This window comes from Leeuwenhoekiella polynyae (genome assembly GCF_004104075.1).
GTDB classification, from domain to species: domain Bacteria; phylum Bacteroidota; class Bacteroidia; order Flavobacteriales; family Flavobacteriaceae; genus Leeuwenhoekiella; species Leeuwenhoekiella polynyae.
In genome coordinates this window covers 241,806-257,301 of record NZ_QOVK01000003.1, presented here as the reverse complement: position 1 = coordinate 257,301, position 15,496 = coordinate 241,806, and the positions used below count along the sequence as shown (strand labels likewise).

The 15,496-nt window shown below is 36.9% G+C and carries 8 protein-coding genes; 5 read left to right on the top strand and 3 right to left on the bottom strand.

Annotation, left to right across the window (positions count from 1 at the left end; all coding sequences use genetic code 11):
- A complete protein-coding gene (locus DSM02_RS06330) occupies positions 1–1,290 on the top strand; it encodes a PepSY-associated TM helix domain-containing protein (protein ID WP_128764820.1) in 1,290 nt (429 codons plus the stop codon).
- A gap of 1,262 nt (positions 1,291–2,552) precedes the next feature.
- On the opposite strand, the gene DSM02_RS06325 is transcribed toward DSM02_RS06330, so the two are convergent.
- From DSM02_RS06325 to DSM02_RS06315, 3 genes are all read right to left on the bottom strand, one after another.
- Positions 2,553–6,128 carry a glycoside hydrolase family 2 TIM barrel-domain containing protein gene (locus DSM02_RS06325; RefSeq protein WP_240673992.1) on the bottom strand — a complete coding sequence of 1,192 codons (3,576 nt, stop codon included), beginning with the start codon at positions 6,126–6,128 and terminating at the stop codon, positions 2,553–2,555.
- A 294-nt stretch (positions 6,129–6,422) separates the two neighbouring features.
- Positions 6,423–9,059 carry an alpha-L-rhamnosidase gene (locus DSM02_RS06320; RefSeq protein ID WP_449405352.1) on the bottom strand — a complete coding sequence of 879 codons (2,637 nt, stop codon included), beginning with the start codon at positions 9,057–9,059 and terminating at the stop codon, positions 6,423–6,425.
- A 92-nt stretch (positions 9,060–9,151) separates the two neighbouring features.
- Positions 9,152–10,837: a hypothetical protein gene (locus DSM02_RS06315; RefSeq protein WP_128764818.1), complete on the bottom strand. Its 1,686-nt coding sequence runs from the start codon at positions 10,835–10,837 to the stop codon at positions 9,152–9,154.
- A gap of 1,027 nt (positions 10,838–11,864) precedes the next feature.
- On the opposite strand from DSM02_RS06315, the gene DSM02_RS06310 reads away from it, so the two are divergent.
- The 4 genes from DSM02_RS06310 (at position 11,865) to pyrF (ending at position 15,486) form a co-directional block, all read left to right on the top strand.
- Positions 11,865–12,596, top strand: coding sequence for a hypothetical protein (locus tag DSM02_RS06310; RefSeq protein ID WP_128764817.1), 732 nt, complete (start codon positions 11,865–11,867; stop codon positions 12,594–12,596).
- Between the two features lie 134 nt (positions 12,597–12,730).
- Complete coding sequence (locus DSM02_RS06305; RefSeq protein ID WP_128764816.1) at positions 12,731–13,435, top strand: hypothetical protein; 705 nt, start codon at positions 12,731–12,733, stop codon at positions 13,433–13,435.
- 130 nt (positions 13,436–13,565) lie between these two features.
- Positions 13,566–14,642, top strand: a complete 1,077-nt coding sequence (prfA, locus tag DSM02_RS06300; protein ID WP_128761389.1) for a peptide chain release factor 1 — start codon at positions 13,566–13,568, stop codon at positions 14,640–14,642.
- Between the two features lie 22 nt (positions 14,643–14,664).
- Complete coding sequence (gene pyrF / locus DSM02_RS06295; RefSeq protein WP_128764815.1) at positions 14,665–15,486, top strand: orotidine-5'-phosphate decarboxylase; 822 nt, start codon at positions 14,665–14,667, stop codon at positions 15,484–15,486.
- Positions 15,487–15,496: the final 10 nt, after the last annotated feature.

The window sequence follows — 15,496 nt, the reverse complement described above, 5'->3', positions numbered from 1 at the left end:
ATGAAATTAACTAAAAAGCTTTTTTTTAATATTCATAGCTGGATTGGTATCCGCTTAAGTATTCTCTTTTTTATTGTTTGCTTTTCGGGAACGCTCGCTACGCTAAGCCATGAGATGGACTGGCTGTTCAACCCTACGATGCGGGCGACACCACAAAAGGAATTAGCCTCCAGAAATTTAATTGTTTCCAACTTTAGAGAACTATATCCCGATGCCAAAATTCAATTGTGGATGCGCCCCCCTGAAAGGTACTTATGTGATATTATCTATAAGATTGAAGATGATAATTTGAGCTACGTCTTTGCAAACAGATACACAGGTGAAATTCAGGGAGAGTCGGCGTTGACTATTCAGCGCTTTTTTAGGGATCTGCATTATTACCTGTTTATTCCATTTCAAATAGGAAATTTCGTAGTCTTGTTTTTTGGGTTTATGTTGATTATATCACTAATTACCGCGCTTTGCTTTTATAAAAAATGGTGGCATAAACTCTTTGAGCTGCAAACAGGGAAAGGAGCATTGGTATTTTTTAGAAGTATGCATAGACTGGTAGGTTTATGGTCTATCCCATTTAGCCTTTTATTTTCCATTACCGGAATTTGGTACTTTATTGAACGTGCCAATATAGCCGGGATTGGAGAACAGGTTAATCCCAAGCCCCCTCAAATAACCAGCACTGACGAGCCAGAGGCTCCTGTTAATCTTACCTATGCTATAGATTATGATAACGCGGTAGCAATGGCTGAGGAAACAATACCAGGATTGGTTGCTGGCAATTTGTATGTACCTCAAAAGTCTGGTGATGTGTTGGGTATAGTAGGCAACAGTACAGTACCTCTTGTACGTCAACGTGCAAACCGGGTTTATATAGACCCTCAAACGCAGGCTGTTATTTCTGCTCAGAAAGCATCAGAAATCAGTACTGCAATGTGGATTAATGATAGTGTAGACCCGTTACATTTTGGGTATTGGGGAGGGCTGTTAACCAAGTGTATCTGGTTTATTTTTGGATGTGGAATATCATCTCTAATTCTCAGCGGAATATGGATTACCTACAAACGCAAGAGCCTTAAAAAGAAAAAAAGCAATCAACCCATTATGGGAACATGGAGGTTTATAAATTGGGCTATATATGGTATGCTCTTGGGGTATATGTATGTAGCTCTTATTGAGAAGTATCACGTAGCTCTTTCGGCTATTATTTATATCACCTTAGGGTGGTTAATTTTCATCTTCTTGAGTTGGTATATTTTTCAATACAGACTCAAAAGGGCAGTTCAAAAAGATTAATTTATTTGGAGTCCTCATTTTTAGGTTCTTAAGCCAATTGCGCTATTGTCTTGATTTATAGCTTTAGGCTATTGCTAAGAATACATATAAGTATACATTTTTAGCCTAGTCTCAATAATTATTGACGAAGATAAATTATCTATCTCTACTTACTGAACAGAAATTCTACTTAACTGCTTTGTAGGTTTTTTCTCGGTTTTTAGCTGATGTTTTTATCAAAAGTCGATGCCGTGTCGTTAAAGGCTCCGTAGCATTTAGTAAGTGATCTTAGCCTCGCCTTAGGGGTGTACGCCTCCTCTGGTTTTAAAAGGTATTATTACTCTATTAGCAGTTTTATTCCTGCTTTTTAGCTTCATATTCTATTTTTCCGATCCATTCGTAACCTTCTTTTTAAAAAAAGAAGGTTACTACCTCAATTAAAGTCTATAGCATACAATAAGCCTTCTATTCTTTTGCTGTATCAAGGAAAACGAATAGAAACACGAATTAAAACTCTTATGTTATCAGTTCTTCCGCTAGCTTTTAATCTCAATTAATAACGAAAGAGGTTAGCAGGTAATACATACATTTCAGATACCTGCTTTAGGGTTGCCTCGTTCTAAGATGCTTCTGGACTATACCGAGATAAAACTACCTTTATACCATATTGAACCGCTAAAAGCGTGGTAAAGTGTGGTTGCACTGTGGTAGCAGTGTAGTAGCACTACACTTTTGCGTGCTCGTAAATTTCCAGAAGTTGAGGAAGGCAGTGCTCAATCAGTAGGTGAATAGATCTGTAATCTTACTAGGTTCTGATCTAAGCCCTAAAGTAATGCGTGTCAATTTTGATCAAATGGTATTCTATTGAATCGAGTCTTACTAAACCTCAATATATATCCGTAACAAAAAGTATTGATATCCCATTAGTGTTAGGGATATTTATATATTTAGTATTGATACAAGCCGGTAACCGCTGCAAGCCTGTAATTTAATAGAAATTACATTCCGTTAAACCGCTTCTAAAGGTTTTTTTATTTTGAGACTAGCTGCTAAATCAGCAATAAATAAGCTCGTTAAAACCTATCTATAGGCTTTCTTGAATGCTTTCTGAAGTTTCATAAACAAGCCGAGCATCCCTGCTCCACTTTTCACACTTTTTTGAGTGAATTTGAGGTGTTTTTTGAGGTTGTAAGCAATGGCGGAGAGCTGCTACATTTATAAGTCCTAAAGGCATTTTTCAGGGATTTATACTGTCTGTCACCAAGTAATAATAATGTTAGGATTTACTTCAGCGGTTCTAGTATAAGTGAATAGTTATATTCTGTATCGGGCTCAATGCGGTATTTTTCTAGTGTTTTAGGTCCACAACTGGCATTACCTACTCCTTCCTGAATACGATCGAGGTTTAAAAAGGTTTGAGTTTTGAAAATTTGCGGAAGCTCTGAGTTGTGTTTGGTTTTCCAGAGCTCTGCATCTTCGTAATTAAGAGCACTAAACGATAACGAGTCATTTGTTGTGATTTTAAATCCGTTACCCTCAGCATTTTTAAGACTCAACCAACGTATATCTTCTCTATTGCCCATACTCTGTGGTTTTAAATAACCTTCTGGTGATAGCTCGCTGATATTACTTTGGTACGTACCCACAAAAGCCCCGGTTTTACGGTCTGAATAATTTTCAAAAGGTCCGCGCCCATACCAGTCAACCTCATCAAACTCTGGATTTACCTGCATCTTAAGGCCTAGACGGTGAATTACCTGATCTTTTGGCGGACTAACAAATCTAGCTTCGATTTTTAATTTTCCGTCACTTAAAATGGTATAGGCAACGGTGTAGGGAATTTCAGTCTTGTCTTCATTAGAAATAAGAGCGATCATATTACTTGTGATAGTTAGGCTGGTGGCATCTGGACTTAGTCCATATTCAAAAGACTTCAATTTATTTTGGGTTGGGTAGAATTTGGAATCTGCATACTGGTCGTTATTGATACTTCGGTACCAGTTTAACTTTAGTCCTTCTTCAGCATAAATAAGTTCTTCAGAAGCATATTTTAAAGACTTCAGGATTCCTGTTTTGGTGTTTATTTTTAGTGTAAAAGAATTCCCACTTACAATTAGATCATCTTGATTCTTAGAAGTGCTTAGCGTTGCAGATGTACTCGAATTTAACTCTGAGCTTTGTCGCTCGGTGACCTGAAATTGTTCTTTTGCAACCTCGTGTCCTTCCTGAGCCCAAATTGTATTTTCGTTCAACTCAAAATAGAGATTGATAAAGTATTCCTTATCAGAACCCAATTCCGATTTAAAGGGGACAGTTAGTGAAGTGGATTGATTTGGAGCCAAAGAAAGAGGCGGTAAATCACCTTTTTCCTTTACTATTCCGTCTGCCATAAGCTCCCATCTAATGCGGAATTCATCAAGATTGGTAAAGTCATACTTGTTGGTAATTTCAATAAGCCCTTTTTTAAGATCAAGAGGTTTAAATTTAATGTATTGATATACTTTTTTTACTTCTTTTAATTTAGCTGTGGTACTTCGGTCTGGTTTAATAAGGCCATTATCACAGAAGTCACGATCATTTGGTGTATCACCAAAATCCCCTCCATAATAGTAGGCATCTTTAAGTCCACCGGGTTTATTGATCCCCTGATCTACCCAGTCCCAGATACAGCCGCCTATCATGCGGTTTGATTTATTTTCAATATAGTCCCAATATTCGTAGAGGTTGCCAACGGCATTGCCCATGGCATGTGCATATTCACACAAGAAGTAAGGTTTACCCTGTTTGCTCTTATCCATTTCTTCCATGTATTCCAGGCTGGGATACATATTAGAGTCCATATCTGCTGAAGAATTTCGACCTTCATAATGAACCGGTCTGGAAGCGTCTAATTTTCTGGTGAGGTTAGCAATGGAGTCAAAGTTTTTACCACCTCCGCCTTCATTTCCCATAGACCAGAAAATCACCGAAGGATGATTTTTATCGCGCTCTATCATGCGTGTAACCCGATCTTGATATGCCGGTAGCCAAGATTTTTTATCGCCAATTGTGTAGTTGCCGTGATTTTCAATATCGGCTTCATCCATCGTGTACAAGCCATAGTAATCAAAAAGCGCGTATGTTTTGGGTTGGTTGGGGTAGTGGCTGGTGCGTATTGTATTTATATTGTTTTGTTTCATCAAAACAATGTCTTTTATAATTGTTTCCAGTGGGACAGTCCTACCGTATTCAGGATGGGTTTCATGGCGGTTAACCCCTTTAAAAAATACCTGTTCGTTATTTATAAAAACCCTATTTTCTTTTATTTCAACTTTGCGTACACCTAGTTTGGAAGGAATAACTTCAAGTGTTTGTCCCTTATCGTCCCTAAGGCTTAATAAGATGCTATACAAATGAGGTTGCTCTGCAGACCAAAGTTTTGGATTGCTTATTTGTATTTGAAGCGCTGCTGCTGATTCTGAATTTTCTTTTTTACTCTTTAACAGCAGGGTTTCTGCTGCAATTTCATTACCTATAGGATCCAGAATTTTAGCTTCAAGCGTGTAGTTGTCAATGTCCCTTCTTGTAGCATTTATTATTTTGGTAAGTATTTCAACTCGGACATCGGTAAGTTGCTCATTATCAAAATGGGTTGTGGTTTTAAAATCTCGTATATGTGTTTTTGGTGTAGCATAGAGGTATACCTCTTTATGAATGCCGCTAAGGCGAAACATATCCTGATCTTCAAGATAGCTTCCGTCTGTCCATCTGAATACCTGTACCGAAACATCGTTAGTTCCTTTTTTAAGGTAAGGAGTGATATTAAATTCTGAAACATTGTTTGCTCCCTGACTGTAGCCTACTTTTTTTCCATTGATCCAAATGAAAAAACCACTATAAACGCCATCAAAATGTATAAAGATTTCATTATCGGTCCAGGATTCAGGAAGGTCAAAAGTCCTTTTGTAAGAGCCTACGGGATTGGGCTCTTTCTCATTTGTATAACCCTCTTGAGCTTTTATAAAAGGAGGCTGATTTTTAAAGGGATAAGTGATGTTGGTGTAAATAGGCGTTCCGTATCCACTCATTTCCCAGCAAGATGGAACTTTAATCTCATCCCAAGCGGTAAGATCTGCGCTTTGTTTTTGAAAGTTCAAAGGTCGTTCTGAGGGTTGTTTAACCCATTTAAACTTCCAGTTGCCATTTAAGCTTTTGTAAAAGACTGACTTTGATTCTAACCAGGGTTTGTTGAAGGCTTCATCACTGCGGGCACTTTCTTCACTAGGGTAGGGGATATAGGTCGTGTGCCCAGGTTCTTTATTGATTGCGAAAATAGTTTCATTTTCCCATTCGTTTTCTCCTCTTATCGGTGGTGCCTTAAGTTTGGTAGGCTCTATTTTCCATACTTGTTTGACGCCCGGGAGTTGCATAAGGGGAGCATTTGTTCCATTCGGTGATTGGGCGAGATACATTTTGCTTATAGCATGTTGTAGGTAATAATAATTCTTTTTCTGACGTATTAAATTCCATTGCTGGTTGCGATTATTGGGATCACCATCCCATTGTATTACATTGTTACCTGAGCCATCTGCTTTATTGCCATTGTCAAGACCTTTCCCGGTAAACGGATTTATAAAGGTATAGGTACCATTTGCATTTTTAGTTATTTGCCAGGCTAGATTTTGATTTTGGGCAGTTACATTTGATAAATTAAGAGTAGCATTGTTGCTTGAAATAGCATTGTTGCCTATCGCTTTCCCATCTTCATTTTTAAGATTATAAATCAGATCTTCACTTAATTTTTGCGAGTAACTTTTGAAAATCAATGCTAAACCACATATTATAAGCAGTTTTCTGTCAAGAGAGGATATTAGGAACATACTATTTAAATTTCTTTTTTAGTGGTGTAACTTTCTTAGATATTAGGTTAAAAGGTAAAGAGTATCCAATTTGCAATTTACGAGCTAATCTTGGAGCACCAGTGAATTTAAGATTTCATAATACTCCATTCTAATGACTAACCGAATTTCATCTAAACTTTTAAAAAATCGTAAGGGAAATGTTAGCGTTAAAGTAGTTGAAATAGGTCATTTTCGCCAATAAGACTATAGGATTACAACTAAACCTTTAGATTTTGTTTCAGGTCTTAATGCCTTATATACTATACTTCCACATCATTCCAAATCAACTGTATTTAATGTAAACGTATACGATCCTCCATTTACTGTTTTTGTCTCCTTAGGTAATACAATTTTAGCACTACAACTCGCCGGAATGGTAACTTTAAACTTAATTTTTTTACCTGTGCGTTTCCACTCAGAAATAATAAGGCCATATTGCGATTTGTAACTGGCTTTAACAAACTCCAATTGAGGAATGAATGCGGGTTGAATATGAATCTCTTTAAAAGCAGGAGTCTTTTCAGCTTTGGTAATTCCGGCTAAGGTTTTATACATCCAGGCTGCTATTGCTCCCATTGATGGGTGATTGCGTGATGCATCACCTATATTGCGATTGATATCCCAGGTTTCATATAAACTGGTCGCATCTTCTTTAAGAACCCAATTTCCCCATGACGGCATATTTTCCTGTGTCACCATTTTAAATACTGTCTCGGCATAACCATAATTTGATAACACTTCCGGAACTATGAGACTGCCTATAAACCCATAATCAAGATAGTAATCATTATCTGTTATCTTCTTGTTTAGATTCTCGGCTAACTGACTTTCATATTTTCTGGGTACTATATTCATATAAAGCGGCAGCGCATAAGACAATTGGGTTTCATTAGCGTATGCCATTTTTCCTTCATCAAAAAACTCATTATTGATGATTTGTTTTAAGTCTTCTGCTTTTTTTAGATATTTAGCTTCATCGGCATTCTTTTCTAAAATATGAGCCATTCTTGCCATTAGTATATTATCCCAATAGTAGTATGCAGTAACCATGAAATCGGTAGAAGTTTCAGCTTTATAATACAGCCAGTCTCCCAGTCCGGAGCTTAGCAATCCTTTCTCATTTTCTTCAGTTTCCAAATAATTTAGATACTTCTGTGCAGTTGCATATATATTCCTGACACTCTCTTTATCTTCATAGTAGTCATAGAGGTTCATGGGAACTATAAAAATGGCGGCATCCCAAATAGGTCCTGCCCAATCGGAATTCCATTCATGTGAAGTAGGAACGATACCTGGCATATTACCCGTATCCTGTTGAGCATCTACCATATCCTTGACCCATTTCGCATAAATAGTATTGGAATCATAATTAAGCATACCAGCTTCCTGAACCATAAAGCCATCGGCCATCCAACCATTTTTTTCACGGGTAGGACAATCTGTAGGCAGGCTATAGAGGTTACTTAAATACGAATTTTTACAAATAGCGAGTATTTTGTTCAGCAATTCACTAGATGATGTAAAGCTGCCTATTTCATCTACATCGCTATGCATTTTTATTCCTTGCAGATGAATATTTTCCTGTGGAATAGGATGATCGCTTGTAATTTCCACATATTGAAAACCGTGATAGGTAAAATCAGGCTTAAAGACTTCTTCTCCTTCTCCTTTTAGGATATAAACGTCAGACTGTATAATTTCACGTTCATTTCGGGGTCTTAAATGCATATTGATATTTCGTTGGTCGATATTTCCACTAGAGTCCAGCATCTCTGCGTGGCGTACCATCACGCGGGTTCCTTTTTGACCTTTAATCCTAACTTCTGTAATACCAGCAGTATTGATTCCCATATCATATACGTAACACGTATCATTAATTTTGATTACCGAAACTGGAGCATATCTGTCTGTTTCAGCAATAAGCGGCATTTTTTGACTCTCTATTAAACTAGCAGGAGCGTTTGCCAGGGTTGATTCTTTCCATGACTCCTTAAAATTTACAGTATTCCACCCTTGCTGTTCTAAGAGGGCATCATAGGTTGTTCCCACATGGATGTTATCAAAGCGTACCGGTCCTATATTGGTTTTCCAGGAAACATCACTTTTTATTACTTCCTGTTCACCATCTGAATAGGTTATCAATACTTCGCAGAGTAACTGTGGGCGTGCTCGCCAGGGGGCTAAATGAAAATTCCAAACAGTTGGCGTTTGCTCATTAAACCAACCATTACCTAGTTGTACTGCTATACAATTAGCTCCCTTTTGAAGTGCTTCCGTCACATCATAGGTATTGTATAAAATTCTTTTACTGTAATCGGTAAACCCGGGATTTAATGAGCTTTTACCTATAATTTCACCATTCAGATACAGTTGGTAATACCCCAGACCACTTATGTAACAACGTGCTTCTGCAATGGGTTTTTGGGTATTAAATACTTTTCTAAAACGAGGGGAAGGCTCAAATTCTTTCTCATGAGTATCTGTTATCCAGGAAGCCTTCCAGTCTGAGGAAGTCATTTTTGCAGTTTCAAACCAGGTAGGTTGTGAAACTATTTTTCCCTGGGTTGTCCAGATTTGTACTTTCCAATAATAGCGCTTATGAGCCATTAATGCTGCACCATCATAGTATACGATTTGATCATCAGCTTTTATCTTCCCGGAATCCCAAACCAGTGCAGAATCTGTATTTAATTTTTCAAGTGAACCAGCTACTACGATTCTATAGGCTTGTTGTTGCTGCGGCTTTTTTGAATTAATTTGCCACATAAGCCTTGGCTTTTCCAGGTCTATTCCTAAAGGATTAGACAGGTATTCGCACTGTAATGAAACTAAAGGTTGCTTCTTACAAAAAGAAGTTAAGGGTAGAAAGGCAATTAATAAAGCAACGAATAACTTATCTATTTTCGGCATTATTTTATATTAAAATTAGGTTTAGAAGTTGCAACTCCTAAAAATGATAAACTGTTTAGTTCTATTTAACAGCTAAACGACGATGCGTATACTTACTGTTTAAAATTCAGCTTTATACTGTTATCCTCGGGATAGATTCTAAATACTTCATCAGCTACAGGCTTTGAAAATTTTCCTTTTAAAGTAGATATAGTATAGGTCTTTCCCTGACTTAAAGATTCTATTTTATCGTCTTCAATACTTTGAAATGGTAGATCATCGGTTTTGGCAACAGTCAACTCTAAGAACCACTCTAGAGATTTTCCTCCCTCAAGTGTAATCTGAGTTTGATCTTCATCAATTTCCATTTTGATAGTTCCGTTGTCATCTTGAAGAGGCCAGAGGACTTCTAATTTACCTTCTTGTGGGTTTGTAATGATTGGATCTTCTCCTTCTAACGAAATGATCTTGCCATTTTTTTCCTGATTAAACCGAAGTCCAGCCAATTTTTGAGCGGTGCTCCATAGGTAACCATCCACAAAAGGCTGTGTAAAGAATAATGCCTGATTAGATTCTAGTTTGTTTTCCAGATAACTTGACTGAATGCTTTCATCAAACAAATGAATATCCCTAAATCGTAGCGTATTGTCCTCCCAAAGTAGATTTACGCGATAGTTTTTACTGTTAAACCAAAGGGTCTTTTTATTTCCATCCTCATAATCCGTATTTACGGTAACAGAAGTCGCTGGAGTGACTTTAAAGTTTTCTTTAAACCAGGCCCCTGTTTTGGCAAGTGTTTCAACCTTGATTTTCCCCTGATCCCTTAGTTTGGCAAAAAGTGGCATCTGGTATTCGAAACCCTGTTTTACATCTTTCCAGATAAAGGAATTTTCCTGTCCTACCTGAACATAGGCATACTGCATAGATTCACCATCCACAAAATTTTTCATGTACCAGTCTACCCATGGTTCACTTCCTCCAGATCTGGGGTATACAGGCTCCATAGAGATAACCCCTTGTCTGTCGTGCTCAAGCCCTGTATCGTACTGGTAGATAGGGTCACTGCCCAGCATCCTAAATATGGGGACGGGGATTTGATTTTCGGCATTTTGAGCGGGCATATACGAATTGAGTTTACTGGGATAATACGCCTGATTCCAATAACCACCCCAAAGGGTGTACCCGTCTGTACCATATTGATCCTTACAGTTTGCAGAAGCTATAATGCCATACTTCTCATACATATAATTCAGTGTATGTGCATCGATAAACCATGAAGCCACAGATTTTGGATAATACCCAAAAATCTTTTTAAAATCCTCCATATAAACATCAACTAGTTGCTCTCTTTCTTTTGGAGTGTAGCCCGTAGAAAAGCCTACATCAGGATGCCAATCCCAAGGGAAACGTCCTCGCCATTCCAAACCCGCTTTTTCAACAAGGGGTTGTGGGATTTCCCACCATGCTCCAATCTCAAAAGAGTCTACAGGTAAACCTTTTAAAAGTTCCTGGTAGGGATCATCTATCAAGGCATCATACTGCAAGAGAAAAGTGCCGCCTAAATCGTATTTGCGCATGATTTCAACCTGAGATTTTGTGGTTTCAAAAAGAACCTCTTTGGTTATTGCCTCATCACGAGGTTCGATGTCGCGAATAAAGTTTATAATGTTTACAATCTTGGGTTTATTGGCCTCTTCATTTAAAATAGTTTGAGAATCAGGATCCTCAGCCTTGGTTTTACACCCAATGACACAAAGGAGTGTAAGAAAGCAAACGGTTAATTTTAAGTATTTATGCATTGTATTTAATGATTTAGCTTTTACGTTTTTATGAGACTATTTATTCCATTTTTCATCGAAAATCCATTTAACACATGGTTTGGTCCACTGTTTTTGTGCAGTTTTATTATCAACACCAAAACGTAACCGCCTTAAGCATATAAATAGATTTCTACAGGAACTTCATGTTCTTTAAGAGCAACATATCTCAGCGTAAAGCTTATACTGCACACTAAACCAAACTTATAGTTATTAGTGTTCCATTTAGACACGAAACTCGAATCGGAATCTATATCAGTACCACTATTTCTTTCTTTTTCTATGTCATTCATCTCTATAAACGAGTATCGTTTATATCACATACAACTTATCAACTGATCGTTTAGTTGGGAAGAATAGTTTAAAACTACTTGAAATATAAGTAAAACGTTTTAGTTATTATGGCGATCCTCACAATATTAAAACCCCAACTTGGGTATAGTATCCTGTACTTACCTGTTTAGGTCTGAAAAAATCCAATAAAAGTGATTGTTTACAATGAGCTCAGATCCTATTCTCTCACTTTTTTACATAACTTATCTAAGTTTCACTCCGGTTACTGATTGTAAATAAATGTTGAATGGTATCGCGAATCATAGAATTTCACGAAAAGAATAAATAAAACCTAAAGAGTACTTAGAAGAAGTATTTCAGAATAGTTTGAGCCTTCTTTATTTTTTTGGTGTTGAGAGGTCTAGCTTTATTTTAAATTCTAATTATCAGGTATTTTGCTTGTAAACAGATTTTCGTTGTCAACTTTAATGAGCAACACGGTGAGCTAATTTAAGATTGCTTTAAAGCTTGTTCTAATCTATAAAGAAAAATTGTTAGCTTTCTTTCGAAGAGAATGTCGAGAATCGCAATCTGAGTGAGTAGATATATAGAATCTCTCCCGGATAACTCATTAAATCCACTTTAATTCAATTGTGGGTTTTTTGTTCATTTAGGTATAATTAACAAGGAAAAATATATCTTGTCGATATTATTGCTAATCTATTTAAAAAAGATTTTGAAGTTTTTTAACATCAATGGAGGCAAGGGTATTTTTACGCTGGTTTTTCTAGTCTTACTTGTAAATCTAATTTCGGTTTATTTCTACGATTTGCACGTTATGCGTATTGTAAGATTTGGGTCAACATTTTCATTTATATTGGTTTACTTCTACTTGGTTAAAAACCAAAATTTATGGGTCACTTTGGCTTTGTTTTTATTAGTATGTAGAGATTTTGCGCACATCTTTTTTGAAAGTGATTGGGGCACAGAACTGTATTTTTTTTTTGCAGGTTTGAGTTATACTTTATTCTGTGTAGAGCGCATTCCTTTTGTTAGACTTTCGGGTTTTAAAAAATTATCTCTTCTATTTGCGGCATTGCTTACATCAGGAAATATCCTTATATTATATATCCTATCTGGATTTGTTGAGGGACAGATGCAGGATTTATTAGAGCTTCCTCTTTTTTATTTTTTGGGATCATCGCTAATAGTACTTGTTTCATGTGCTTTTTATTACAATTTTGTCCTGAACAGTAACCGCTCTCTGTATTTTGCACTTATGGTCTTTGGGTTCATATTAGCAGATATCAGTGCGTGCTTAGCTTATTATAACGAGTTTGATGAATTGTGGTATGTAGATCGTTTTTTTTACGCTTTGAGCTTGGGATTCCTTATGAGTTTTGCAATAGATACCGAAGGATTACGTAGAGAGCAGGAAGATATCAAAATACTTAAAGACTCCTTTTGAACGACACAAAAAACCATTTTTTAAACGATTATTTTCTTAGAAATTACGAGAAAATAATTCTCGATTTTAGTTTGTAAAATTTTACGGTTCTTTAGGATACCCAACTTTTCTGTTTCTTTTAAAATTAGAGCAGTATGAAAGGCATTCAAAATAAAGATTTAGAACGATTTCAAATGCTTTTTGCGATTGGATTGGGTCTTGTTATTGTTAATTGTTTGGCAGTACTCTTTTTTCCTACTTTCATTTCGAGAATGTTAAGATTTGTGGGTTCCACTTTATTAATAGGCTTCTTTGTGTTTTCTTTTCCCAAACAAAGTAAGGTATTGATGCTAGCACTTATTGCTTTTTGGTTAAGAGATATTGCAGCTATATTTTATGAAGATAGTCTTATTTCCTTAGGATTTTTTATTTGTGGCGGTATAGCTTACTTCTCTTTGTTTTTTAGGCAGCTTAAAAATCTTTTGCGTTTTAAACTAATGACACCCTCTTTTGCAATTACAGGCTTTGTGGTTTTAGCATGTTTCGGAATGCTGTATAGTCTGGAGTCTGTTTTAGCTATACAAGATCATGAGCGTAGTTTAATTTACTATTACTATTTTTTGGGGATAAGTATTGTTTTCTCACTTCTGCTTGCTATCTATTACTATTATCGGTTGGGAAGTTTGCGAGCGTTGCTCTTTTCTTTTGCTGTATTTTCATTTGCCATTTCTGATATTGCCGCTTATCTAGGAATTTATCTGGAAAACTATTTGTTTTTTTTTGATTACTCGGATATTTTATTTTGCTGGTTTGTTAGTGCTCATGAATTTTGCGATAGCGCAGGATGGGGATCAATATGAAAATACCTAAGAGTAGGTTATGGTTAGCATTAATATTTGTGAATTTTCTTTTGCTGCATGTTATACATTGGGTTAAATAGCTCAATAAACCCTTATTTTTGTGTAAATTCGCAAGCAATTAAAAATTCACATGCTAGAACGATTAAACTTTATAAAACAGCGCTTTGACGAAGTAAGCGATCTTATTATTCAACCCGATATAATAACAGATCAGAAGCGTTATGTAGAGCTCAATAAAGAATACAAAGATTTACGTGCTCTTATGGATGAGCGTGAGAAATATATTCAATATACACAGCAAGTAAATGAGGCTGAAGAGATCATCGCAGATGGTAGCGATCCGGAAATGACGGAGATGGCAAAACTGCAGCTTGAAGAATCTAAAGAAGCTTTACCGGCGCTTGAGGAGAAAATCAGATTTATGCTGGTTCCTAAGGATCCTGAAGATGCTAAGAACGCCGTCATGGAAATACGAGCAGGAACTGGTGGTGATGAAGCGAGTATTTTTGCAGGAGATCTGTATAGAATGTACATGAAATACTGCGAGAGTAAAGGTTGGAAAACCAGCACTATAGATTATAGCGAGGGAACCAGCGGCGGTTATAAAGAAATTCAAGTTGAGGTAACCGGAGATGATGTTTATGGTACTTTACGTTTTGAAGCAGGAGTGCATCGGGTTCAGCGTGTTCCACAAACCGAAACCCAAGGTCGTGTGCATACCAGTGCAGCAACAGTCATGGTTTTTCCGGAAGCAGAAGAGTTTGATGTAGAAATAGATCCTAAAGATGTACGTATAGATTATTTCTGTTCATCTGGTCCAGGTGGTCAGTCGGTAAACACTACGTATTCAGCGGTGCGTTTAACACACGAACCAACCGGACTTGTAGCACAATGTCAGGATCAGAAATCGCAGCATAAGAATAAAGAAAAGGCGTTTAAAGTATTGCGCTCTCGTCTTTACGATATGGAGCTTGCCAAAAAGCAAGAAGAAGATGCTGCTAAGCGTGGGTCTATGGTAACAAGTGGTGACCGTAGTGCAAAAATACGCACGTATAATTACCCTCAGGGACGTGTTACCGATCACCGTATCAATCTTACCTTATACGATTTGTCAAATATTATAGATGGAGATATTCAGCGGATAATTGATGAATTGCAATTAGTAAGTAATACCGAAAAACTAGCTGAAGGAGGAGATACGATCTAAACTTCAAAAAAAATATTTCTACGTGGACGCCAATATCCTTTTTGAACAAATTAAAAAAAAGCAATCTGTACTGTGTGTGGGTCTGGATACTGATTTAGAAAAAGTACCTCAACACTTGCTACTAGAGGAAGATCCTATTTTTGCTTTCAATAAGGCGATAATAGATGCAACACATCACGTTACTGTTGCATATAAACCCAACACAGCTTTTTACGAAGCATATGGTATAAAAGGGTGGCAGTCTCTAAAAAAGACGATAAATTATCTGAATGATAATCACCCTGATATTTTTACGATCGCAGATGCAAAGCGTGGAGATATCGGGAATACTTCTAGCAGATATGCTAAAGCTTTTTTTGAAGATTTAGGCTTTGATTCTGTAACCACAGCACCATATATGGGTAAAGATTCTATTGAGCCTTTTCTAGCTTTTGAAGGGAAATTTACAATAATGCTGGCACTGACTTCGAATCCAGGAGCTTTTGATTTTCAAACTCAAAAAGTAGGAGCAGCCGAATTGTATAAAAAAGTACTGGAAACTTCAAAATCTTGGGAAAACAGCGAGCGACTTATGTATGTAGTTGGGGCTACAAAGGCTGAATATTTAGCTGAAATACGCCAGATAATACCGAAAGCATTCTTACTCGTACCTGGAGTAGGTGCGCAAGGTGGAAGTATGGATGACGTCTTTAAGTATGGAGCTACTGAAACTGCGGGTTTGCTAATTAACTCTTCAAGAGGAATTATATATGCTTCTGCAGAAAAGGATTTTGCCGAAGCTGCTGCTGCTGAAGCTGAAAAGTTACAGCGACAAATGGCTGTGCACCTTAAGCAATTGAATTAAACCTTTAGCT